Source organism: Streptomyces sp. NPDC057486, assembly GCF_042802415.1.
Lineage (GTDB): Bacteria > Actinomycetota > Actinomycetes > Streptomycetales > Streptomycetaceae > Streptomyces > Streptomyces yanii.
On sequence record NZ_JBHVEE010000079.1, the window covers coordinates 1 to 24,135 of the forward strand.

The 24,135-nt window shown below is 69.8% G+C and carries 20 protein-coding genes; 15 read left to right on the top strand and 5 right to left on the bottom strand.

Features of this window, described 5'->3' with window-relative positions:
* Positions 1-111: 111 nt before the first annotated feature.
* A complete protein-coding gene (locus ACFU6I_RS30265; RefSeq protein ID WP_345517114.1) occupies positions 112-444 on the top strand; it encodes a TcmI family type II polyketide cyclase in 333 nt (110 codons plus the stop codon).
* 70 nt (positions 445-514) lie between these two features.
* On the opposite strand, the gene ACFU6I_RS30270 is transcribed toward ACFU6I_RS30265, so the two are convergent.
* From ACFU6I_RS30270 to ACFU6I_RS30280, 3 genes are all read right to left on the bottom strand, one after another.
* Positions 515-1,573 carry a methyltransferase gene (locus ACFU6I_RS30270; RefSeq protein ID WP_384372408.1) on the bottom strand — a complete coding sequence of 353 codons (1,059 nt, stop codon included), beginning with the start codon at positions 1,571-1,573 and terminating at the stop codon, positions 515-517.
* A 34-nt stretch (positions 1,574-1,607) separates the two neighbouring features.
* Positions 1,608-2,681 carry a nitrous oxide reductase family maturation protein NosD gene (locus ACFU6I_RS30275; RefSeq protein WP_384372410.1) on the bottom strand — a complete coding sequence of 358 codons (1,074 nt, stop codon included), beginning with the start codon at positions 2,679-2,681 and terminating at the stop codon, positions 1,608-1,610.
* Positions 2,682-2,829: 148 nt separating this feature from the next.
* On the bottom strand, positions 2,830-4,458 hold the full coding sequence (locus ACFU6I_RS30280) for an acyl-CoA synthetase (RefSeq protein ID WP_384372412.1): 1,629 nt from the start codon (positions 4,456-4,458) through the stop codon (positions 2,830-2,832).
* Positions 4,459-4,626: 168 nt separating this feature from the next.
* On the opposite strand from ACFU6I_RS30280, the gene ACFU6I_RS30285 reads away from it, so the two are divergent.
* The 8 genes from ACFU6I_RS30285 to ACFU6I_RS30320 all read left to right on the top strand — a co-directional run bounded on the left by ACFU6I_RS30285 (position 4,627) and on the right by ACFU6I_RS30320 (position 12,998).
* Positions 4,627-5,427 carry a crotonase/enoyl-CoA hydratase family protein gene (locus tag ACFU6I_RS30285; RefSeq protein ID WP_384372414.1) on the top strand — a complete coding sequence of 267 codons (801 nt, stop codon included), beginning with the start codon at positions 4,627-4,629 and terminating at the stop codon, positions 5,425-5,427.
* Positions 5,428-5,442: 15 nt separating this feature from the next.
* Positions 5,443-6,384 (top strand): Zn-ribbon domain-containing OB-fold protein, encoded by a 942-nt coding sequence (locus ACFU6I_RS30290; RefSeq protein WP_384372416.1) that lies wholly within the window; start codon positions 5,443-5,445, stop codon positions 6,382-6,384.
* Positions 6,385-7,437 carry a thiolase domain-containing protein gene (locus ACFU6I_RS30295; protein WP_384372418.1) on the top strand — a complete coding sequence of 351 codons (1,053 nt, stop codon included), beginning with the start codon at positions 6,385-6,387 and terminating at the stop codon, positions 7,435-7,437.
* A complete protein-coding gene (locus tag ACFU6I_RS30300; protein ID WP_384372419.1) occupies positions 7,430-8,596 on the top strand; it encodes a thiolase domain-containing protein in 1,167 nt (388 codons plus the stop codon). Before ACFU6I_RS30295 ends, ACFU6I_RS30300 begins: the two co-directional genes overlap by 8 nt.
* 105 nt (positions 8,597-8,701) lie before the next feature.
* Complete coding sequence (locus ACFU6I_RS30305; protein ID WP_266989605.1) at positions 8,702-8,944, top strand: DUF397 domain-containing protein; 243 nt, start codon at positions 8,702-8,704, stop codon at positions 8,942-8,944.
* A gap of 534 nt (positions 8,945-9,478) precedes the next feature.
* Positions 9,479-9,910: an ACT domain-containing protein gene (locus ACFU6I_RS30310; protein ID WP_384372421.1), complete on the top strand. Its 432-nt coding sequence runs from the start codon at positions 9,479-9,481 to the stop codon at positions 9,908-9,910.
* Positions 9,911-9,933: 23 nt separating this feature from the next.
* Positions 9,934-10,434, top strand: coding sequence for a hypothetical protein (locus ACFU6I_RS30315; protein WP_030928952.1), 501 nt, complete (start codon positions 9,934-9,936; stop codon positions 10,432-10,434).
* A 329-nt stretch (positions 10,435-10,763) separates the two neighbouring features.
* Positions 10,764-12,998, top strand: coding sequence for a glycoside hydrolase N-terminal domain-containing protein (locus ACFU6I_RS30320; RefSeq protein WP_384372459.1), 2,235 nt, complete (start codon positions 10,764-10,766; stop codon positions 12,996-12,998).
* On the opposite strand, the gene ACFU6I_RS30325 is transcribed toward ACFU6I_RS30320, so the two are convergent.
* Positions 12,974-15,187, bottom strand: coding sequence for a germacradienol/geosmin synthase (locus ACFU6I_RS30325; protein WP_384372423.1), 2,214 nt, complete (start codon positions 15,185-15,187; stop codon positions 12,974-12,976). The two genes, ACFU6I_RS30320 and ACFU6I_RS30325, sit on opposite strands and share 25 nt — an antisense overlap.
* A 389-nt stretch (positions 15,188-15,576) precedes the next feature.
* Here ACFU6I_RS30325 and ACFU6I_RS30330 point away from each other — a divergent pair, with 389 nt between their 5' ends.
* The gene (locus ACFU6I_RS30330; RefSeq protein WP_384372425.1) at positions 15,577-16,911 is read left to right on the top strand and encodes an N-acetylmuramoyl-L-alanine amidase; all 1,335 of its coding nucleotides are present in this window, start codon (positions 15,577-15,579) and stop codon (positions 16,909-16,911) included.
* A gap of 214 nt (positions 16,912-17,125) precedes the next feature.
* On the opposite strand, the gene ACFU6I_RS30335 is transcribed toward ACFU6I_RS30330, so the two are convergent.
* Positions 17,126-18,322, bottom strand: coding sequence for an ROK family protein (locus ACFU6I_RS30335; RefSeq protein ID WP_384372427.1), 1,197 nt, complete (start codon positions 18,320-18,322; stop codon positions 17,126-17,128).
* 164 nt (positions 18,323-18,486) lie between these two features.
* On the opposite strand from ACFU6I_RS30335, the gene ACFU6I_RS30340 reads away from it, so the two are divergent.
* Genes ACFU6I_RS30340 through ACFU6I_RS30360 form a run of 5 tightly spaced genes read left to right on the top strand, consistent with a single transcriptional unit; the run spans position 18,487 to position 24,080 of the window.
* On the top strand, positions 18,487-19,974 hold the full coding sequence (locus tag ACFU6I_RS30340; protein ID WP_384372461.1) for a sugar ABC transporter ATP-binding protein: 1,488 nt from the start codon (positions 18,487-18,489) through the stop codon (positions 19,972-19,974).
* On the top strand, positions 19,971-20,990 hold the full coding sequence (locus tag ACFU6I_RS30345) for an ABC transporter permease (protein ID WP_384372429.1): 1,020 nt from the start codon (positions 19,971-19,973) through the stop codon (positions 20,988-20,990). Before ACFU6I_RS30340 ends, ACFU6I_RS30345 begins: the two co-directional genes overlap by 4 nt.
* A complete protein-coding gene (locus ACFU6I_RS30350; protein WP_384372431.1) occupies positions 20,987-21,991 on the top strand; it encodes an ABC transporter permease in 1,005 nt (334 codons plus the stop codon). Before ACFU6I_RS30345 ends, ACFU6I_RS30350 begins: the two co-directional genes overlap by 4 nt.
* Before the next feature lie 8 nt (positions 21,992-21,999).
* Complete coding sequence (locus ACFU6I_RS30355; RefSeq protein ID WP_384372433.1) at positions 22,000-23,202, top strand: ABC transporter substrate-binding protein; 1,203 nt, start codon at positions 22,000-22,002, stop codon at positions 23,200-23,202.
* Entirely contained in the window at positions 23,199-24,080 is an 882-nt protein-coding gene (locus tag ACFU6I_RS30360) for a sugar phosphate isomerase/epimerase family protein (RefSeq protein WP_384372435.1), read from the top strand. The genes ACFU6I_RS30355 and ACFU6I_RS30360 overlap by 4 nt, the downstream gene beginning before the upstream one ends.
* The last annotated feature ends 55 nt before the right edge of the window (positions 24,081-24,135 follow it).

Here is a 24,135-nt window from a genome sequence, read left to right on the forward strand (position 1 = left end):
GGCGCGCCCCCCCCCCCCCCCACACCCCGGTTGACGCCCCCCCCGCCGGTGGCCCCCCCCCCCCCCGCCCCGGCGGGGTGGCCGACCGGGTATCAGAAAGGCATCCTGCCCATGCATCACGCTCTGATCGTCGCCCGGATGGCGCCGGAGTCGGCGCCGGACATCGCCGAACTGTTCGCCGCCTCCGACGGCGGCGAACTGCCGCACCTCGTCGGGGTGAACCGGCGCAAGCTGTTCCAGTTCGGGGACGTCTATCTGCACCTGATCGAATCCGACCGCCCGCCGGGTCCGGAGATCGCCAAGGTGCACCAGCACCCGGAGTTCCAGGACCTCAGCGAGAAGCTCACCGCCTTCATCAGTCCCTACGACCCCCAGACCTGGCGTGGTCCGAAGGACGCGATGGCCCATGAGTTCTACCGGTGGGAGCGCGACTCCCGCGCCTGAGGCACACCAACGATCGCCCCGGGTCCGGCTTCAGAGCCGGACCCGGGGCGATTTCGTGAGGCGAAACGGTTCAGCTGGGCACGATGCACTCGAACGCGTGCAGATATCCGTTGACCGGGCTGATGTCGTCGACGATCAGCCCCGCTTCCTCCATCCGCCCGATCAGGCTCTCCTTGGTGTGCTTCGCACCGCCGACGTTGAGGAGCAGCAGCAGGTCCATGGCGGTGGTGAACCGCATCGACGGGGTCTCGTCGACCAGGTTCTCGATGATCACGACCCGGGCACCCGGGCGGGCCGATGCCATGACATTGCTCAGGGTCCTGCGCGTGCTCTCGTCGTCCCATTCCAGGATGTTCTTGATGATGTAGAGATCCGCCTCGACCGGGATCGCCTCGCGGCAGTCCCCGGCGACGATGCTGGTCCGTCCGGCGAGCGCCCCGCCGTCCCGCAGCCGGGCATCGGCGCGCGCGACCACGCCGGGCAGATCCATCAGCGTGCCGCGGACCTTCGGGTGCTTCTCCAACAGGCTGGCGAGCACGTGCCCCTGACCGCCGCCGATGTCGGCGACCTCGGACACCCCGGCGAGGTCGAGGAGTTCGGCGACATCCCGCGCGGACTGCATGCTGGAGGTGGTCATGGCCCGGTTGAAGATCTGCGCCGACTCGTGCGCGTCCTCGTGGAGGTAGTCGAAGAACCCCTTCCCGAACACGTCGGGGAAGACGCTCGTGCCGGAGCGCACCGCGTCGTCGAGACGCGGCCAGACCTCCCAGGTCCAGGGCTCGGTGCACCACAGGGAGATGTACCGCAGGCTGTTCGGGTCGTCCTCGCGCAGCAGCCGGGACATGTCGGTGTGGACGAAGCTTCCGTCGGCGGTCTCGGCGAAGATTCCGTAGCAGGACAGGGCGCGCAGCAGCCGGCGCAGCGGCGCCGGCTCCGCGTTCACCTCCGCCGCGAGCTCGGCTGCGGTGGCCGGGGTCTCACCGAGCGCGTCGGCTACGCCCAGCCGGGCCGCCGCGCGCACGGCCGCGGCGCAGGCCGCGCCGAAGACGATCTCGCGCAGCCGCATTCCCGGCTGCGGGGTGTGCAGGGGAGTGGTGGGGATGGGGGTGTTGGTGCTCACGGTGGTCATACCGTCTCGCTTCTTCTCGTGCGGGGGGTCGCGGTCAGCACATGCCGGTCGGTGCGGATGTCGCGCATGTGTTGCCGACGAAGGTGTTGTTCCGTCCGGCTTCCTGGTTTGCCAGGTCCGCGGGCTTGTTGCCCAGCACCACATTGCGGTTGATGGAGTTGCCGGAGTTGTGGGCGCCCACGAAGCTCTTGAACAGCACGAGGCCGCCGGAGAGCGGGGTGGCGCCGACGTTGTTCCGGATCGTGTTGTCGCGCACCTTGTTGTCCACGGTGCCGGTGAGGACGATGCCGGAGCCCTGAATGGCGGGGAGCCGGGGGGTCGCCGCGCAGAACTTGTTGTTGTCGGTGACCCGGTTGTTGTGGATGGTCATCACCCCGGCCTGCGGTTTGCCCTCGTCGCCGACGACGAACATGCCGCTGCAATTGCCGGTGGCGGTGTTGTCCCGGATGGTGAGATTGCGGACCCGGCGGGCGGTGATGCCGATCCGGTTGTTCGTCAGCGTATTGTCGCGGAGCTGCGTCCCGTGGGTGTCGGTGGCCCCACCCTCTTCGGCCACGGTGTTCGCGACGAAGATCCCGGCGTCGCCGTTGCCATGGGCGGTGTTGCTCCGGAGCTCGGAGCGGGTCGACCTCTCCTGGGCGATGCCCCAGACGCCGTTGGTGTCCGAGGTCACCTGCCGGACCTTGAGACCGTCGGTCCAGGACGCCCAGATGCCGTTCTTCTTGAATCCGGAGACAGTGAGGGAGCGGATGCTCACACCGTCGACGGTGTGACCGGACGTGCCCAGTACGCAGACGCCGCTGCCGGCTTTCGCACAGGCGTTGCCGGTCTTGGTCCCGGTCGAGGCCGGCTTGATGACGGTCTTGGCCCCGGTGCCGCGCAGGGTCAGCCCCTGCTTCTTGATCAGTACGCTCTCGTGGTAGGTGCCGGGCTCGACGACGATGGTGTCACCCGTCCGGGCGGCGTCCACGGCGGCCTGGATCGACTGGCCCGGATGGACTGTGCGCACAGCCGGGGTGGCGGCGGAGACAGACGGTTCGGCGCAGGCCACCGCGGTGGCCGAGACGACTGCCATGCACACGAGGTTGGTGATGTGGCTTTTCCTCATGAGCCGAAGCTATGGGCGATCGCCGCCCACTGCCACGCAGGGTGAGCGGACGAGCGTATCCCGTGCCCGAATGGCTTACGACCGGACGGCCGCGTCGCACGTCCGGGGGGTGCTCGCGGTGTGGCGCATTCGGGTGACCCGGCGCGTCTCAGCCCTGGGTCCCGCTGCCGGGCGCGACGACGGAGCGGGCCCACCGGTAGTCGGCCTTGCCACTCGGTGAGCGCTGGATCTGCGGGGCGATCACCAGGTGTCGGGGGATCTTGTATCCGGCGAGACGGGCCCGGCAGTGCGCCTGGACGTCGTCGAGCGAGGGCTCGGCCGCACCTTCCCGCAACTGCACGACCGCCGCCACGTGGTTGCCCCACCGGGCGTCGGGCACACCCGCCACCAGTGCGTCGTACACGTCCGGATGAGACTTGAGCGCCTGTTCGACCTCCTCCGGGTACACCTTCTCGCCCCCGGTGTTGATGCACTGGGAGCCACGCCCGAGAACGGTGACGATGCCGTCCGCGTCGACGGTCGCCATGTCGCCGAGCAGCACCCACCGCTCCTCGCCCTTGCGGAAGAACGTCTCCGCCGTCTTCTTCGGGTCGTTGTAGTAGCCGAGCGGCACGTGTCCCCGTTGGGCGATCCGCCCTGCCTCGCCGGGCGCCACCGGTTCGTACGTCGACGGATCGACCACCGCGGTGCGGGAGTTGACCCGGAGGCGGAAGCCGTTCTCCGGGCCGGAGTCGGCCGTCGCCGTGCCGTTGAAGCCGGACTCGGACGAGCCGAAGTTGTTCAGCAGCATCACGGTGGGCACCAGCGACTGGAACTCCGCGCGCACCGATTCCGACATGATCGCGCCGGAACTGGAGACGGAGAACATGGACGAACAGTCGGTGCCTCTCAGTGGTCCCTTCAGCGCGTCGATCAGCGGCCGCAGCATCGCGTCGCCGACCAGCGACACGCTGGTGACCTTCTCCTTCTCGATCGTCCGGAGCACCTCCTCGGGGACGAACTTGCGATGGATGACGACCCGCTGCCCGAAGTTGAACCCGATGAACGCGGTGAGCGTCGAGGTGCCGTGCATCAGCGGGGGAGTGGGGAAGAACGTGATGCCGTCACCGCCCGCGGCAACCCGCTCGGCCAGCTCCTGCGGCGTCTTCACCGGTTCACCCGTCGGGGCGCCGCCGCCGAGGCCGGAGAAGAAGAGGTCCTCCTGGCGCCACATCACACCCTTGGGCATACCCGTGGTCCCACCGGTGTAGATGATGAACTGGTCGTCGGGCGAGCGCGGGGCGAAGCCGCGCCCGGGATTCCCGGCCGCCTCGGCGTCGGCGAACGCCACGGCATCCGGACCGGGGGCGCCCGCCATCGGTGTGCCCACCCGTACGAGGTGACGGAGCTTGCGGGCCTTCGGCGCGGCGGCCGCGACCCGGTCGTCGAACTCGGCGTCGAAGACCAGACCCGCCAGATCCGCATCGCGGTAGAGGTAGATCAATTCCTCTTCCACGTATCGGTAGTTGACATTGACCGGCACCAGGCGCGCCTTGAGGCAGGCCAATACGGTCTGGAGGTACTCGATGCCGTTGTAGAGGTGGAGGCCGAGGTGCTCTCCCGGCGCGAGGCCCGCGTCGATCAGGTGGTGGGCGATCCGGTTGGCGGCGCTGTCCAGCTCCGCGTACGTGAGTCGGCGCTCCGCACCCGTGCCGGGGTGGTCGAGGTAGACGAGCGCCTCGCGATCCGGGACCGCGTCGACGACCGACTCGAACAGGTCGGCAAGGTTGTACTCCACCGTTCCTCCTGACCCCGGGGCACTGAGTGGCTCGGCGGTCATTAGAACGCCGACCGGCACAACTGGGAAGAGGTGCCGTAGAAGAAATCTGACTGACTGTCAGGAAACTATTGAACTGGACCCCGACCTACTGCAACCTGTTCTAGATCTGGAGACGGGAGGCAGGCAATGGGTGGTACGGAACACCTCACCGTGCAGCGCGAAGGCGCCACGCTGGTGCTCACCCTGAACAGGCCCGAGGCGAAGAACGCGCTCTCGCTGCCGATGCTGGTCGGGCTGTACGACGGCTGGCTGGCCGCCGACGAGGACGACGGCATCCGCTCGGTCGTACTCACCGGCGCGGGCGGTACGTTCTGCGCCGGCATGGACCTCAAGGCCCTGGCGGGCAAGGGGATGGAGGGCGAGCAGTACCGGGACCGGATGACGGCCGACCCCGATCTGCACTGGAAGGCGATGCTGCGCCACCACCGCCCCCGCAAACCGGTCATCGCCGCAGTCGAGGGGCACTGCGTGGCCGGTGGCACCGAGATCCTGCAGGGCACGGACATCCGCATCGCCGGCGTGAGCGCCACCTTCGGACTCTTCGAGGTCGAGCGCGGACTCTTCCCCATCGGCGGCTCGACGGTCCGGCTGCCGCGCCAGATCCCCCGCACCCACGCCCTCGAAATGCTTCTCACCGGACGCCCGTACAGCGCCGACGAAGCCGCTCGTATCGGGCTCATCGGCCGAGTCGTCCCCGACGGCACCGCACTGGAGCAGGCCCTCGACGTCGCCGAGCGGATCAATGCCTGCGGCCCGCTCGCCGTCGAGGCCGTCAAAGCCTCCGTGTACGAGACCGCCGAGATGACCGAGACCGAGGGCCTCGCCGCGGAACTGAAGCGCGGCTGGCCGGTCTTCGCCACCGCCGACGCCAAGGAAGGCGCCCGCGCCTTCGCCGAGAAGCGCCCGCCCGTGTACCGGCGTGCCTGAGCCAAGGAGACAACCGTGCCCGACGTCCTCAGCGCACCGCTGGTGGTCGAGTTCCCCTTCACCCGCTCCCTCGGCCCCGTCCAGAGCGCCTTCCTCACCGGGCTGCGCGAGAGGACCGTCCTCGGCGTGCGGACCGCCGGCGGAAGAGTCCTCGTCCCGCCCGTCGAGTACGACCCCGTCACCGCCGAGGAACTCCGCGAGCTGACCGAGGTCGCCGCCACCGGCACCGTCACCACCTGGGCCTGGAACCCCTCCCCACGCCGCGACCAGCCCCTCGCCACCCCGTTCGCCTGGGTACTGGTCAAGCTGGACGGGGCCGACACCGCACTGGTCCACGTCCTCGACGCACCGGGACCCGGGGCTGTGCACACCGGCATGCGCGTCCGCATCCGTTGGTCCCCGGAGCGTACCGGCGCCATCACGGACATCGCCTGCTTCGAACCGTACGAGGGCGAGGTCGGTCAACCATCGCCGCACAACGGCGAGTTCGCGGATCCTGTCACCGGCATCGTCACGCCGGCCCGCCTCGACTACACGTACACCCCCGGCCGCGCCCAGAGCGCGTACCTCAAAGCCCTCTCCGAGCAACGCACCGTCGGCGAGCGCTGCCCGTCCTGCGGCAAGGTGTATGTCCCGCCCCGCGGCGCCTGCCCCACCTGCGGCGTCGCCACTGCCGAACAGGTCGAGGTCGGCCCGCGCGGCACCGTCACCACCTACTGCATCGTCAACATCAAGGCGAAGAACCTCGACATCGAAGTGCCGTACGTCTACGCCCACATCGCGCTCGACGGCGCCGACCTCGCCCTGCACGGACGGATCGGCGGCATCCCGTACGACCAGGTGCGTATGGGGCTGCGGGTCGAACCCGTCTGGACCGGGGAGGGCCGCCACCCCGACCACTACCGGCCCACCGGGGAGCCGGACGCCGACTACGACGTGTACAAGGAGCTGCTGTAGATGCGAGACGTAGCGATCGTCGCTTTCGCGCAGACGGATCATCTGCGGCGCACCGACGAACTCTCCGAAGTCGACCTGCTGATGCCGGTCCTCCACCAGGTCCTCGACGCCACCGGTCTGAAGGCGAGCGACATCGGGTTCACCTGCTCGGGATCCAGCGACTACCTCGCCGGCCGGGCCTTCTCCTTCACCATGGCGCTCGACGGCGTCGGCGCCCACCCGCCGATCTCCGAGTCCCACGTGGAGATGGACGGTGCCTGGGCGCTGTACGAGGCATGGGTGAAACTCCAGACAGGCGAGGCGGACACCGCCCTCGTCTACGCGTACGGGAAGTCCTCTCCCGGCGAAGTGCGCGACGTCCTCACCCGTCAGCTCGACCCGTACTACGTCGGCCCGCTCTGGCCCGACTCCGTCGCCCTCGCCGCACTCCAGGCCCAGGCGCTGATCGACGCGGGCCACACCGACGAGGCCGCCCTCGCCGCGATCGCCGACCGCAGCCGCGCCGCCGCCGCGGACAACCCGCACGCACAGCTTTCGGGTTCGGTCCCGGCCGGTGACTACCTCGTACAGCCGCTCCGCACCGGCGACTGCCCGCCGGTCGGCGACGGCGCCGCCGCCGTGATCCTCGCCGCCGGTGACACCGCACGCGCCCTGTGCACCCGCCCCGCCTGGATCCGGGGCATCGACCACCGCATCGAGGCCCACAGCCTCGGGGTGCGCGACTTGACCGACTCGCCGTCGACCCGCCTCGCCGCCGAACGCGCGGGGGCCTTCGAACGACCGGTGGACACCGTGGAGCTGCATGCCCCGTTCACGTCGCAGGAGGTCGTGCTGCGCAGGGCGCTCGGACTCGACGCCGGCGTCAGCGTCAACCCGTCCGGAGGGGCGCTCGCGGCCAACCCCATCATGGCTGCCGGACTGATCCGGCTCGGCGAGGCCGCGGCCCGCATTCAGCGCGGCGAGTCGGACCGGGCGCTCGCTCATGCCACCTCCGGGCCCTGCCTGCAACAGAATCTGGTCGCCGTCCTCGAAGGGGAGGCAACTCATGCCTGAGGAGCCCGTGGCCGTCGTCGGTATCGGCCAGACCAAGCATGTCGCCGCCCGCCGGGACGTCTCCATTGCCGGTCTGGTCCGCGAGGCCGCCGTCCGCGCGCTGCGGGACGCCGCACTGGACTGGGCGGACATCGACGCCGTCGTGATCGGCAAGGCACCGGACTTCTTCGAGGGCCTGATGATGCCGGAGCTCTATCTGGCCGACGCCCTCGGTGCGGTCGGCAAACCGATGCTGCGGGTGCACACCGCCGGCTCGGTCGGCGGCTCCACCGCACTCGTCGCCGCGAATCTGGTCTCCGCACGCGTGCATCGCACCGTCCTCACCCTGGCCTTCGAGAAGCAGTCCGAGTCCAACGCCATGTGGGGCCTGTCGCTGCCCATCCCGTTCCAGCAGCCGTTGCTCGCGGGGGCGGGCGGCTTCTTCGCCCCGCATGTGCGCGCGTACATGCGTCGCTCGGGAGCGCCCGACACCGTCGGTTCGCTCGTCGCGTACAAGGACCGGCGCAACGCGCTGAAGAACCCGTACGCCCACATCCACGACCCGGACATCACTCTGGAGAAGGTCCAGTCGGCACCGATGCTCTGGGACCCGATCCGCTACTCCGAGACCTGCCCGTCCTCGGACGGTGCCTGCGCGATGATTCTCACCGACCGGGCCGGCGCGGACCGTTCACCGCATCCGCCCGCCTGGGTGCACGGCGGGGCGATGCGCAGCGAACCGACCCTTTTCGCGGGCAAGGACTTCGTGTCACCGCAAGCGGGCAAGGACTGCGCCGCCGATGTGTACCGTCAGGCCGGGATCGTCGACCCCCGCAGGGAGATCGACGCCGTCGAGATGTATGTCCCGTTCTCCTGGTACGAGCCGATGTGGCTGGAGAACCTCGGCTTCGCCGACGAGGGGGAGGGGTGGAAGCTCACCGAGTCCGGCGTCACCGAACTCGACGGCGATCTACCGGTGAACCCCTCGGGCGGAGTGCTCTCCACCAACCCCATCGGTGCCTCCGGCATGATCCGCTTCGCCGAGGCCGCCCTTCAGGTACGCGGGCAGGCGGGCGAACACCAGGTGCCGGGCGCCCGCAGGGCGCTCGGCCACGCCTACGGCGGGGGGGCGCAGTTCTTCTCCATGTGGCTGGTCGGAGCAGAACCGCCCACCGGCTGACCCGGCTGCCGTCCCGGACCGGCCGAACCACCCTTGGTCGCGGCCTGTCCGGGACCGCCGACGGTGGCTAGGCTTTGGCCGGGACGACGAGCGGGAGGAGCCGACGTGGCGGAGAGCACCACCACCCAGCAGCCCTTTGCCGGCTGGGACAAGCCGGACCTCGATCTCAGCAACGCGAACTGGCAGCCGGGCACTCAGGGGGCCGGGGATGTCCAGATCGCCTTCGTCGAGGGATTCATCGCGATGCGCAACGCCGGCAGACCCGGCAGCCCTTCGCTGATCTTCACCCCGGCCGAATGGCGGGCCTTCGTGGTGAACGCCCGCGACGGCGAGTTCGACCTCACCTGACGTCCGGCCTCCTGGGTGCGCGAGCGGCCCGACCTGCTCGGGCTCGCCCGGGCAGGTGAGGGCAGGACGGCCGAGGAGGAGACCCTCGCCGTACGGTCCCCGCGCGCCGCCGTCCGGGCGCTCTTCGCGCGTGCCGTCCGCCCCGACGGGCAGAGCGCCGCCGACGCGCGCAGCCCGACGCCCGTGCCGGAGGCACTCCCGGCTCAACGCCGCGGCCGATGCCGCCCCGACCGTCCCGCATCTGGAGTGGCCGGACGACGGCCGCCCTCGCCTCCGGGCCACCCGACCGGGGGTACGCCGCGGGGGAACGCCCTGCCCGCTGCCCCGGCCCGCGCCGTGATCGGCTTACTCGCCGGACCGGACCGTGCCGCCCGGCGCGCCTGCCGGGCCCCACGGCCCGTCCGCTGCTTCGTCAAGGAGCACCCCACCAGGAGTGGTGCACACTGTCCTGCGGCAATCGCGCCCGAGTGGCCCGCCGGCCCGAGCGGCGGCACCGCACCCCACACTCACAGGTGGCGCAGTAGCGTGGTGATCATGACTGGCGAGCGTGATCTTCGAACCCTGCTGAGCGGCCTGCGGCCGGAGCTGAATCCCGGCCGGTACGTCTTCACCACGGTGGCCGGCGGCGCAGTCCCCGTCGGCGTCACTCCCGTGGTGACGGTCGCCGAGCCCGAAGGGCTGACCCTCGTGATCGCCGAATCGGAAGCCCTCGCCGCAGGGCTTGCGTACGACTATGTGGCGGCCTGGATCACCCTTCGCGTCCACTCCGCCCTGGACGCGGTCGGACTCACCGCAGCCGTGGCGCTCGCCCTCACGGACGCGGAGGTCAGCTGCAATGTGGTGGCGGGCTACCACCACGACCACCTGTTCGTTCCCCACGCGCGTGGCACCGAGGCGGTGAGTGTGCTGCAGGCCCTCGCGGCGGAGTCCGACGGGAGGGTCTCCGGTCCCGGCTCCGCAAGGTGAGCCGGGACACGTAACATGTCTGCATGTCCTTCCTCCGCCGCCGTAGCGCCGCCACACCCGCGGGCCCGGATTTCGACGTCCTGGCCATGGACCCGGGCGACTGGCCCGGAAATCTCGGCGCCGGTCTGCTGCCCGCCCCCGACGGGAGCTGCCAGGGCGTCTTCCTGCGGTACGACCTGTTCGGCGGCCGCGGACCCGCGATGATCATCGGTAATCTCCCGGAGGGCTCGCCCGCCCGCGAGACCGAGGAGGGCCAGGTCCCCTTCGAGGTCGCACAGCTGCTGCTGGCGCTGGAGAACGACGAGCCGGTCGAGGTGACCGGCACCGATGACATGCCCGTGATGCAGGGCGACAATCTGCTGATCGTCCGGCGCGTCAAGCTCTCCGAGACCCGGATCTCCTGCGTCCAGTTCGACCGCAGCGACGGGGTGCTCGTCACCATCGCCAGCTGGGACCGGCCGATCACCGACGATCTGTACACCCTGCTGAAGCCGCTCCCGGCGGAGTTGTTCCAACAGGGCTGAAACGTCCCTGCTTCTCCGACCCCGGCATCCCGCAAGGGCCGTCCGTGCAGATCGGGCGGCCACGGGGTCGCTTCCGTCCAAGTAGTCGCAGCCTCTGTCCAAGAGGCTGTTTTGTCATGCGCCTTGTCCGATTAGTCATCGGACCTTTAGCGTCGTGCGGCATGACATCTGGGATCACGCGTCGCACGACTGTCAAGACAGCTGTCGGTGTAACAAGCGCTCTGGCGCTGGGAGTTCCTGCCCTTGCTGGAACGGCCGCGGCAGACAGTACCTCCGATGAATCGCGAGGATCGCAGGAGCCGGAGGGAATCAAGACATTGGTGGATCCGGTGCTCTGGTACCGCGCACCGGCGGCGGGCTGGGAGCGTGAATCGCTGCCCATCGGCGGCGGATCCCTCGGCGCCGGCGTGTACGGCACGCTCGCCACCGAACGGCTCACCTTCAACGAGAAGACGCTCTGGACCGGCGGCCCCGGCTCCGCCCAGGGATACGACTTCGGCAACTGGACCACCCCCAGGCCCGGCGCCCTCGCCGGAGTGCAGCAGCGCCTCGACAGCGAGGGTTCGCTCGACCCGGACTCCGTCGCCGACGAGCTCGGCCAGGCGCGCCGCGGCTACGGCGCCTACCAGGTCTTCGGCGACCTGCTGCTGGACCTGCCGAACGCCCCGGCCGCCCCCGACGCCACCTACCGCCGCGCCCTCGACCTTCGGACCGCGCTCGCCACCGTCGCGTACACCCACCAGGACGCCCGCCACACCAGGGAGTTCTTCGTCTCCCACCCCGGCGAGGTCATCGTCGGCCGCCTCGCCGCGGACCGCCCGGGACAGGTCACCTTCACGCTGCGTTACACCTCGCCGCGCGGCGACTTCACGACCACCGCCGCCGGGGACCGGCTCACCGTGAGGGGCGCGCTCCAGGACAACGGGCTGCGTTTCGAGGCCCAGGTCAGGGTCCGTACCAGCGGCGGCACCATCACTGCCGGAGCCGGTGGCACGCTCACCGTCACCGGCGCCGACAGCGCCTGGTTCGTCCTCGCCGCAGGCACCGACTACGCCGACCGCTACCCCGCCTACCGCGGCGACGACCCGCACAAGGCGGTCACCCGCACCGTGGACAGTGCGGCCGGCAGGCCGTACGAAAAGCTCCGCGACGCCCATGTGCGCGACCACGGCGCGCTCTTCGACCGGGTCGCCCTCGACATCGGCCAGCAGCTTCCCGATCTGCCGACCGACCAGCTGCGTGCCCAGTACACCGATGGCACGAGCCCCACCGACCGGGCGCTGGAAGCGCTCTTCTTCCAGTACGGCCGCTACTTGCTGATCGCCTCGTCCCGCGCCGGCTCGCTGCCCGCCAACCTCCAGGGCGTCTGGAACAACTCCACCACCCCGCCGTGGTCCGCCGACTACCACAGCAACATCAACCTGCAGATGAACTACTGGCTCGCCGAGGTCACCAACCTCGCCGAGACCACCGAACCGTACGACCGCTACATCGAGGCGATGCGCGCCCCCGGGCGGAGAACGGCGAAGGAGATGTTCGGGACGGCCGGCTGGGTGGTGCACAACGAGACCAACCCGTACGGCTTCACCGGCGTCCACGACTGGTCCACCGCCTTCTGGTTCCCCGAGGCAGCTGCCTGGCTCACCCAGCAGATGTACGAGCACTACCGGTTCAGCGGCTCCACCGACTACCTGCGCTCCACCGCCTACCCGGCGATGAAGGAGGCCGCCGAGTTCTGGCTGGCCAATCTGCGCACCGACCCACGCGACGGGCTGCTGATCGTCACCCCCAGCTACTCTCCCGAGCACGGCGACTTCACCGCGGGCGCCGCGATGTCCCAGCAGATCGTCCACGACCTGCTCACCAACACCCTGGAGGCCGCCCGCACGCTCGGCGACGCGCCCGCCTTCCGCAGCCAACTGGAGACCGCCCTCGACCGGCTCGACCCCGGGCTGCGGATCGGCTCCTGGGGCCAGCTCCAGGAGTGGAAGACCGACCGCGACGACCCGGTCGACGACCATCGCCACGTCTCGCACCTGTTTGCTCTGCACCCGGGGCGGCAGATCGAACCCGGCACCAAGTGGGCCGAGGCCGCCAAGGTCTCCCTCGCGGCGCGCGGTGACGGAGGCACCGGCTGGTCCAAAGCATGGAAGATCAACTTCTGGGCGCGGCTGCGTGACGGCAACCACTCCCACAAGATGCTCTCGGAACAGCTGAAGAGCTCCACCCTCCCCAACCTCTGGGACACCCACCCGCCCTTCCAGATCGACGGCAACTTCGGCGCCACCTCGGGCATCGCCGAGATGCTGCTGCAGAGCCAGTACGGCGAGGTCGAGATCCTCCCCGCCCTCCCGGCGGCCTGGCCGGAGGGCTCCGTCCGGGGGCTGCGCGCCCGCGGCGGCTTCACCGTCGACATCGAATGGTCCGCGAGGCAGGCCCGCCGCGTGGTGATCACGGCGAGCCGCAGCCGCGAAGTGACCGTCCGCAGCTCACTGTTCGCGAGCGGCAAGAAGGTCTTCAAGGCCCGTGCGGGCGGCCGCTACACGCTGGTCGCCGAGGGCTGAGCGAACAGCGCGGTCACCCGCGCCGCCGAGATGCCGAGCCCCGTGGGACCACTGAGGTGCCACGGGGCGCCGGTACCGCGCCGCAGATCCTCCTCACGGTAGCGCCGGCAGCCCCGGTGCCAGATCAGGATCCCCGCGATCCAGTGCTTGAGCTCCTGGACATAGCCCGCCAGGATCTCCCTCGCCTCGGCGCCGAGCCCGAAGTCGTCGTACAGGAGAGGAAGTTCCTGCTCGGCGACATGGAGAAACTGGCGGAGCCGCGAGTTCATCAGGTCGTGCACGATCGCCACCCCGGTCGGATAGTCGACGCCGAAGAAATTCTGCACGACCAGGACGCCGTTGTGCACCTCACCCTCGTACTCGATCTCCTTCTGGTACGAGAACAGGTCGTTGAGCAGCACCGCGTAGTCGGCCGCCGCGTTCTCCAGGGAGCGCAGCGGGCCGCTCCGGTAAATCGCCTCCGGCACCTTCCTGCCGTGACCGAGCCGGCACAGACTCATCGTGAGATCCGAACCGAACGTCAGCCGCCGCATCTCGATGTAGTCCACCGGATCCGGGATCCGGTTCTGTGCCTGATTGGCGAGCTCCCACAGCCAACTGGCCGTCATCGACTCGATGGCCGTACGGAACGCACGTCGCCCGCCGTCGTCCATCGGGGCCGAGGTCCGCGCCCAGAGATCGGCGAGGCCTCGCTCCAGAGCGTTCACCGGCTCCGGCACTGCGGACCCCTCCAACGGCATGAACAGCAGCAGCCGTTCATGCGCCAGCCGCGCGCCGGCCAGGTCGCGGGGCCGCCCGTGCACCACCGGGAACCAGTCGTCACCGTACGTCCCCCAGGCCAGCCACTGCGAGGAGAGGTCCAGCTCGTCGGGCGTCGCGTCCGGATGCAGACCCGCCGCGCACAGCGGCAGATCGATCGCGACGAGCCGTTCCTCGTCCCAGATGTGCGAGCCCGGCACGCCCGGCTGTGCCTCCAGGATCCCCATCCGGCGCGACCAGTCGACGAGCCGGACCCGGGCCCCTTCCAGATGCGGACTGAGCGTCGTGCCGAACGGCAGGTCGAAATCGGGCAGCAGTGACGGACCGACGCGCCGGTACGGCACATGGGTGTGGGTGCGCAGCCGCGCCGACTCCGAACGCGGAGTGAGCCGGATCGATGCCGCGGACATACCGAAGCCGAGGACGGCCTCACCGGCCCCGCCGTTGTTCATGTACCGGCTGGAACGCATGTGCCACTCATGGCCGCCGGACTGCCAGTCCTGCAACCCCTTGACATAGGCGAGCACCGCAGCGGTCTGTGCCGGTTCGAGCCCCTTCTCCGCGCACAGCGGCCCGAGTTCCGTGAGTGCGGTGTTCTCGAACTGCTGGAGCCGCGAGGTCAGCAGGTCGTTGACCGCCTCGGCCGCCTCCTGCGTGGAGCAGCCCAGGAACGTCTCCAGTACCAGCACGCCGTTGCTGTTCTCGCCTTCCTCCTCGACCTCCCGCTGATACGAGAAGAGGTCGTTGCGCAGATGCACTCCGTCGGAGAAGGCATCCCGCAGCACCCTCAGTGCCCGCTCGTCGGCCACCGACTCGGGCACCTCTGCGCCCGCCGCGTACTCCACCAGACCCGCGGACCAGGGGGCTCCGCCCACCTTGCGACGCATCTCGATGTACTCGACCGGATTGGCGATCCGACCCTCGTTGATATTGGCGAGCTCCCACAGCGACTCGTGGAGCAGATTCTTTGTCGCCTCCGCGAACCGGGCCCGCCAGGCGTCGGACATGCCCGGCACCGTCCGCGCCCACAGGTCGGCCAGCCCCGCCTCGACCGGATTGGTCGGCTCCGGTGTCGGCGCCCCACGCTCCATCGGCATGAAGGCGGGCAGCCGGTCCAGATACTTCTTTCCGCCCTCCCGGTCCGGGGTGCGCTTGAACAGCTCCAGGAAGTGGTCGTCGAAGAAGAACACCCACACATACCAGTCGGTGACCAGCGACAGGGCCTCCGCCGAGCAGTCGGGATGGGTGTACGCGCAGAGGAGTGCGTAGTCATGGGAGTCGAGGTCCTTCTCCTCCCAGATGCCCGACCCCTCCAGCATCCCTATGCTGCGCGCCCAGGTCCTGGTGTGCTGTCGGGCCTCCTCGACATGGGAGTTGAGCCGCGCCGGATACGGAACATAGAAGTCCGGCAGGGTGAAGGGCTGAGCCATGTGCGTCCGGCCTTTCCGGGAGTCGCCGCGCGAGGTCGCGCGTCGTTCCAGTCGTGTCCGCGCGAGCACTACCCCGGGGTCATCCTGGGCACGCACACCCGGAATTAGTCACACAAAAGGTGCGTCCTGGCAGGAGGCGCCGACACGCTCGGCCGCCTGGCCGCTGCTTGCGTAAAACCCGGGTAACGGCCCACCGCCAGAAACCCGTTGCCTCTTTCCCGTCGCAGGTCACAGGCCCTGCCAGTGGTCTGGTCCGGTGGCTCGACCGGCAACCCCCGATGCGCTCTTGACGCGCCATCACCTCAGGTCACAGAGTGTGCGCCCATAGCGGAACAGCGAGATCGGACCACGTACGACTTTCCATGCGCACAGCTCCAAGAAGGGTTGTCATGACGTCCAAGCAGAGGACCAGACTCACGCTCGCCCTGACCGCCGTCGGCGCCCTGAGTCTCGCGCTGCTCACCCCCGCGGCGCAGGCCGGCGCGGACGGGGTGCGGCCCGAGTGTCCGCGCGGCCTCGACTGCGACTGGGTCCCGGCGGCCTATCAGCAGACCGGCGATCCGGCCGACAAGGAGACGTACGGCAACTACGACACTGCGGACCGGCCGCACAGCAACAAGATCAAATTCATTGTTCTGCATGACACCGAGGAGGACTTCGACACCACCCTGAAGATCTTCCAGAACCCGCTGAAGCAGACGTCCGCCCACTACGTGGTGCGCTCGGGCGACGGTCACGTCACCCAGATGGTCAAGGGCAAGGACGTCGCCTGGCAGGCGGGCAACTGGTACGTCAACACCCACTCGATCGGCATCGAGCAGGAGGGGGTCGCCGTCGAGGGTGCGAAGTGGTACACCCCCGAGATGTACAACTCGACGGCGAAGCTGGTGCGTTACCTCGCCGACAAGTACGACATCCCGCTCGACCGGCAGCACATCATCGGCCACGACGGCGTGCCGCCCACCAGTGCGGCCGGTACCAGGAACATGCACTGGGATCCGGGTCCCTACTGGGACTGGAACCGCTTCATGGCGCTGCTCGGCAAGCCGACGACCGTTCCGAGCGCCCCGAAAAGCAGTCCGCTCGTCACCGTCAGTCCACGGTTCAAGGACAACCAGCAGGCCTTCCGCGACTGCGAAAAGGGCGTCGATCTGCCGGTCCAGGGCAGCAGTGCCGTCCCGCTCCACACCGAACCCTCCACCGACGCACCGCTCTTCTCGGACCCCGGACTGCACACCGACGGCTCGCCCGGCACGAACTGTGCGGCCGACTGGGGCAGCAAGATCAGCGCGACCCACCAGGCGGTCGTCGCGGACCACGCGCCCGGTTGGACGGCGATCTGGTGGTACGGCAAGAAGGCCTGGTTCCAGACCCCGGCGCACACCCGGACCACTGTCCCGACCGCCGGCTACGTCGTACGCCCGAAGGAGGGCCGGACCGAGGTGCCGGTGTACGGGGTGGCCTACCCGGAGAAGTCCGAGTATCCCGCGGACTTCGCGGACAAGCGGGTCGGGACGGCGCTGCCGTACACGATCAAGGCCGGGCAGTCGTATCCCGGCGGGGGTGAGGCGCCGACCGGGTTCTTCTATGCCCCGACGATCGATGCGTCGTATCCCCTGGACCACTCCTACTTCCAGGGCCGGGAGAAGTATGTGACGGTGCAGATCGGGCACCGGGTGGCCTTCGTGAAGACGTCCGACGTGGATGTCGTAGCGGTGCGGTGAGTGCCGAGGGCGGGGGCGGGCGTCCTGGCGGGGCTCCGCTCCCGCACCCGTGCTCCTCATTCGCCCAATGGGTAAATTCTTCCGAATCGACTTGATTATCCGTCCAGGCGGAAAATCGCTCCCGTCCTGCCATTGCGGAACGGGCCCGGGGCAGTGCCCCGGTTTCGGGAAGCGGCGGGTAGGAGAGCAGGCCCCGCGCATCGGGCCTCGCCTCCTACCTCCGTCCCCCCGCCACCTCCCGGTCCACCTGCCCCGGCGACAACGCGTGCTCGATCGCCAGGATCCCCGCCCCCACCGCCGCCGCGTTCTCCCCCGTACGGCTCGGCTCGATCCGCAGCAGCTGCGTGGCCAGGGGATGTGAGCGCCGGTACACGGCTTCCCTCACTCCGGCGAGCAGTTGATCGTGTACGGCGGCCAGTGCACCGCCCATCACCACCGTGTCCGGGTTGAAGAAGTTCACCAGCCCCGCGAGGACCTCCCCGACAGCCCGGCCCGCCTCGCGCACCATCAGCACTGCCTCGCGGTTCCCGGACTTCACCAGCCGCACCACATCCTTGCCCGATGTCGCGTCCAGCCCAAGACCGGCCAGCTTCGCCGCCAGTGACGCACCGCCGGCCACGGCCTCCAGGCAACCCGAATTGCCGCACCGGCACGGCTCGTCGAGTTCCGCGACGCGGATATGGCCGATGTCGCCCGCGCAGCCCTGCGCCCCCCGGTGCAGCCGGCCGTCGGCCACGATCCCGCAGCCGATGCCCGTGCCGACCTTGATGTACAACAGGTAGCGGCAGTCGGGGAAGGCGCGGCGCTGCTCCGCCAGGGCCATGACGTTCACATCGTTGTCGACGAGTGCCCGTACCCCGAACCGGGCGGCGAAGAACTCCGGGATCGGGTACTGGTGCCAGCCCGGCATGATCGGCGGGTCGACCGGACGACCGGTGGAGAACTCCACCGGGCCCGGAACCCCGACCCCGATGGCCTTGAGTGCCCTGGGCGTCCGGCCCGCTTCCTCGAGGAGTGCGTGCACGGTCCGTTCGACATGGCGCAGTACGGAGTCGGGGCCGTCCCCGATCGCCAGGGGATTCTCCTGCGTCGCGAGCGTCGCACCGCCGATGTCCAGCAGTGCCACCCTGCAGTGCGAGGCTCCCAGGTCCACCCCGGCCACCGCATGCTCACGGGTCCGCAGCGCCAGTCGGCGAGGAGGGCGCCCCCCGGTCGAGGCGCCGTCCGCGTCCTCGTCCACGAATCCGTGCGCGATGAGCGCGTCCACTCGCTGGGAGACCGTCGAACGTGCCAGCCCGGTGATCCGGGCGATGTCGGCGCGCGTTGTCACGGCCCCCGAACTGATCAGCGCGAGCACCTCGCCGGGTGAGTGCGAGGAGACGGCGGACGGGCGATCCGACTGCAAAGACATGGCAGTCACCCTAAGGACGACTTCCGCTGCTCACAAGGCAGTTGGTGTTCGATTGTCGGCAAAAGTCTGCGCCAATTCGGCAAAGAGTAACGATGCAAGAACCCTTGACAGTCCAAAGTCTCGTCACGACTCTGCTCAACAGACCACTGACCGAGGAGCCGGTGATGCTGACGATGCAGGGCGTGTCCAAGAGCTTTCTCGGGGTGCGTGTGCTCCACGACGTGGAGCTCAGCCTCGAAGCCGGAGAAGTGCACGCCCTGGTGGGTGAGAACGGAGCGGGGAAGTCGACTCTGATGAAGATCCTCGCGGGTGAGCACTTACCCGACGCCGGGACCCTCACGATCGACGGAACCGAGCACTCCTTCAGTCACCCGGCCCAGGCACAGGCAGCCGGAATCGGCATCATCCACCAGGAGTTCGCGCTCCTGGCCCACCGCACCGTCGCCGAGAACGTCTTCCTCGGCCGGGAACCCACCCGGTACGGACTCGTCGACCGCGGGGCCATGGAACGGCGCACCGCCGAACTCCTCGAACGGATCGGCGCGACCGGCATCAGTCCGCGGACCCCCGTCCACGAGCTGTCGGTGGCCCGCCGGCAGACCGTCGAGATCGTCAAGGCGCTCGCTTCCGACGTCCGCATCCTGGTCATGGACGAACCCACCGCCCCGCTCGCCGACCACGAGGCCGGACAACTCGCCGCTCTGGTACGCCGCCTGGCCGCCCGCGGGCTCGGCATCCTCTACATCTCGCACCGGCTCCGCGAGGTCTTCGACCTCTCGCAGCGCATCACCGTCCTCAAGGACGGCCGCCGCGTCACCACCCTCACCACCCGCGACACGGACGCCGACACCGTCGTACGCGCCATGGTCGGCAGGGAACTGGGCGCGTATTACCCGCCCCGCGCCCGGCCCGAGGAACTGGGCGAGCAGCGGCTCACCGTACGGGGCGGCGGCAACGCCCGTATCTCCGGCATCGATCTGACGCTGCGGGCCGGAGAGGTCGTCGGCGTCGCCGGGCTCCAGGGCTCCGGCCGCACCGCCCTCGCCCGCGCCCTGTTCGGCGCCGACCCCTTCACCACCGGCGCCATGACCGTCGGCGGCCGACCCCTGCGCCCGGCCCGCCCGAGGGACGCCATTCGGGCCGGGATCGCCCTGGTCACCGAGGACCGCAAGACCGAGGGCCTGGCGCTGCGCCAGTCGGTGCGCGACAACGCACTGCTCGTCACCCGGGCGGTGCCCGCCCGTTCCAGGCCGCCGACGGGCCGTGAGGTCACCGCTCTGCTGGAGCGCGTACGCCTGCGGGCCGACGGCGAGGACCAGCAGGCCCAGTACCTCTCGGGCGGCAACCAGCAGAAGGTCGTCATCGCGAAGTGGCTCGCCGCCCGCCCCCAGGTCCTGCTGTTCGACGAACCCACCCGTGGTGTCGACGTCGGCGCCAAGGCGGCCATCCACACCCTGGTACGGGAACTGGCGCGCGAGGGTCTCGCCGTACTGATCATCTCCTCCGAACTGCCCGAGCTGATCGGAATGAGCGACCGCATCCTCGTCATGTCCGAGGGGCGCCTCGCGGGCGAACTCCCCGCCGGAGCGACGGAGGAGACCATCATGCGGGTCGCCACCGGCGGCGCCGAAGCGCGGAAGGGGGCCGCATGACCGCCCTGCGCCCCGACGTCCGGGAACCCGTCTCCAGCCCGCGGACCCGGCGGCCGGCGGTGTCGCACTTCACCGGCCCCATCACCGGTGTCTGGCTCGCGGCGCTCGCCGTCACCGTCCTCGGCTGGATCGTCGTCGCCGCCCGCGGTGGGGACTTCCTCACCGTCACCACCGTCGTCGCGATCCTGCAGAACTGTGTTGCCCTCGGCCTCGTCGCCGTAGGACAGACCGTCGTCATCCTCACCGGCTCACTCGATCTGTCCGTGGCGTATCTGATCAGCCTGGGTACGCTCGTGGCCGCCGAGACGATGGAGAGCGGCAGCGTCCTCCTCGCAGTCCTGGCAGTCCTCGCGCTCTCCGCCGCTGCCGGTCTCGTCAACGGCTTGATCATCACCGGTCTGAAGGTCAACGCCTTCATCGCCACCCTCGGAACCGCGTTCGTCCTGCGCGGCTGGATCGAGGACAACTACACGGGCCCGGCGGGCAAGGTCCCCGCCTCCTTCCAGCACCTCGGCTACGACCGGATGGGCCCGGTCCCCGTCTCCGTCTTCCTGCTGCTGGCCGTCGCCGCCGTCGTCTGGCTGATCACCCGCCGCACCAGGCCCGGCCATCACATGTACGCGACGGGTGGCGACGAGCACGCGGCGCGCCTCTCCGGTGTCCGCACCCGGCGCACGGTCGTCCTCGCCCACATCCTCTGTTCCCTGTGCGTCGGCGCAGCTGCCCTCTTCCTCGCCGCCCGGCTCGGCGCCGGAGCCCCGTGGGCCGGCACGGAGGCCCGCTACGACCTGGAGTCGATCGCCGCCGTCGTCCTCGGCGGCACCGCACTCGCCGGAGGCCGCGGGGGAGTGACCGGGACCCTCGGCGGCGTCCTCGTCCTGTCCGTACTCGACAACGTCTTCAACCAGCTCGGCGTCGACCCCTTCTTCAAGAACGTGGTCCGGGGCGTCGTCATCATCGCGGCCGTCGCCGTCTACGCCCGAGGCCGCCGCACCCCGCAGGGGAGGACCGCATGACCACCGCAACCGCCTCGCTCGGCCGCCGCACCGTCCGCTCCCTGGGCACCGGCGCCCCCGTCTACGGGCTGCTCCTCGTGCTCCTCGGCGCTCTCGCCCTGACCGACCCGGGCTTCTACGAACCCGACCGCCTCCTCGCCTTCGTCAGACGCGCGGCCCCCCTCGTCATCCTGGCCGCGGGCCAGTATCTGGTCATCGTCTGCGGCGAGTTCGACCTCTCCGTCGGGGCGATCGTCACCGCGGGCGTGGTCGTCGCCGCCGAGCTGTACGGCTCGTTCCCCGACGCCCCCTGGCTGCTCGTCACCGCCGTCCTCCTGCTCGCCGGAGCCCTCGCCGGTCTGGTCAGCGGACTGATCACCACTCTCCTGCGCGTGCCGTCGTTCATCGCCACGCTCGGCATGATGCTGATCCTCGAGGGCGCTGTCTTCTTCTGGACCGGAGGCTCCCCCCACGGCATGCTGCCCGCCGAGTTCCGCCGACTCGGCCGCGCAGCCGTGTTCGGCTGGCTGCCCTGGGCCGTCCTCGCCTGTCTCGCCGCGGGAGCCCTCGCCGTACGGCTGATGCGTTCCGACTTCGGCCGTACGCTCCTCGCGGCCGGCGACAGCGAACGCGCCGCCGCGCTCGCCGGAGTCCGGGTCGCCCGCGCCCGTACCATCGCCTTCGTCCTCTCCGGCACCGCGGCCGCGCTCGCCGCCGTCCTCGTCGGCGGCTTCTCCGGAGTCTCCGCGCAGGCGGGCCGCGGGTACGAGTTCGAGGCGATCACCGCAGTCGTCCTCGGCGGCGTCGTGCTCGGCGGCGGGCGCGGCTCCGTCATCGGCGCGATGGCCGGAGCGCTCTCACTCCAGGCGCTGTTCACCCTGCTCAACCTGCAGGGCGTCTCCGGAGCCCTGGAATCGACCGTGCAGGGGGTCGTCGTCATCGCCGCCGTCGCCCTCGGCGCCGCCGACTGGTCCCGGCTGCGCCGTCGCCGTACCCACCCCTCGGGAGTGAAACGATTATGAGTACCCGCATGGCACGCCACGCACTCGCGCCCGTCACCGTTCTGTTGGGCGCGGCACTGCTCGCCGGCTGCACGAGCGATGCACCGCCGGGCGCACCCGCCGCCTCCGGCAGCGCCGACGGCACCGGATCGGGCACCGGAAAGCAGTCGAAGTTCTTCGACCGGGCCGAATACGAACGGCAGCTCGCCCTCGCCGACGAGACCCCGCAGGGCCCTGCGGACAAGCCGTGGGAGCAGATGCTCAGCCCGGAGCTCATCGACACGACGCAGTACAAGAAGAAGAGCCCCGGCTCCGTCCACCTCTGCTTCTCCAACGCGGGTGTCTTCAACCCCTGGCGCCAGGTCGGCCTGAAGAACATGCAGGCCGAGGCCGCGCTCCACAAGGAGATCGGCGAGTTCACCGTCCTGGACGCCCAGGGCAAGGACGACAAACAGATCTCCGACATCCAGGAACTCACCGGCAAGGGCTGCGACGCCCTGATCGTCTCCCCGAACACGACCGCCACCCTGACCCCCGCCGTCGAGCAGGCCTGCGCCAAGGTACCCGTCATCGTCTTCGACCGGGGCGTCGAGACCGACTGCGCCGTCACGTTCATCAACCCCATCGGCGGTTACGGGTACGGCGCGGTCGCCGCCGACTTCCTCGTCGAGCAGGTCAAGCCGAAGGGGAAGATCCTCGCCCTGCGGATCTCGCCGGGCGTCGACGTTCTGGAGACCCGGTGGTCGGCCGCGAAGGTCGCGTTCGACAAGAGCGGACTGGACGTGGTGGACGTGAAGTTCACCGATGGCGACCCGGCCAGAACCAAGTCGATCGTCAGCGACGTACTGACCCGCAACGGCGACATCGACGGCGTGTGGATGGACTCCGGTGCGACGGCCGTCGCCGCCGTCGAGGCGTTCGAGGACGCGGGCAAGGACGTGCCGCCGATCACCGGCGAGGACCAGCAGGACTTCCTCCAGGCGTGGAAGGAGAAGAAGCTAACGGCCATTGCACCGTCGTACCCCACCTTCCAGTGGCGCACCCCTGTCATCGCGGCGCTGAGGATCCTCGGCGGACAGCAGGTCCCCAAGGAGTGGAAGCTCCCGCAGCCCACCGTCACCCAGGACACCCTCGACCAGTACCTCAAGCCCGGCATGCCGCCGCTGCACTACGCGATGTGCGGCTGCGAGAAGCTCCCCGGGTTCCCGAAGAAGTGGGGAGGCAAGGAGTGAGCGCCGCCCTGCCGCTCGGGGCCAACCCATGGATCTGGCACTCCCCGGTGACGTACGAAGCACTGGGCGACGTCCTGCCGCTCCTCTCGGCGTGGGGCTTCGACTGCGTCGAGATCCCGATGGAGAACGAACGCGACTGGGAACCCGTGGCCGTCACCAAGCTCCTCGAGGCCTCGGGGCTCGCCCCGGCCGCGGTCGTCGCCGTCATGCCGCCGGACCGCAATCTGGTGCGTACCGACCCACAGACCGTCGCGGTCACCCAGGACTATCTGCGCCGCTGCGTGGACGCCGCCCATGCCCTGTCCGCCCCCACGGTGGCCGGACCCGTCTACACCGCGGTCGGCCGTACCTGGCGGATGGACCGCATCGAACGGGCGGCGGCCTACGCGGAGTTGCGCGAGAACCTCGCCCCCGTCGTCGACCATGCGCGGGCCGCGGGCGTACGGATCGCGGTCGAGCCGCTCAACCGCTACGAGACCAGTCTCCTCAACACCGTCGGTCAGACCCTCGACGCCCTGGCCGGACTTCCCGAGGACACCATCGGCCTCGCCCTCGACACCTACCACCAGAACATCGAGGAACGCTCCCTGCCCGATGCCGTACGCCGCGCGGCGGGGCGCATCGTCCACGTCCAGGTGTGCGCGAACGACCGGGGCACCCCCGGTGCCGACTCCCTGGACTGGCCCGGCTTTCTCACCGCACTCACCACGAGCGGCTACCGGGGTCCGCTCTGCATCGAGTCGTTCACCGCGCACAACGACGCCATCGCGATCGCCGCGTCCGTCTGGCGGCCGCTCGCCGACACGCAGGACGCCATCGCCACCGAGGGGCTGGCCTTCCTTCGCCGCACCCTCGCCGCCAGTCCCGTCCCCCGCTGACCACCCCCCAAGTCCCTTACGGATCCCGACCCAGAAAGGACACTATCCGTGAGCC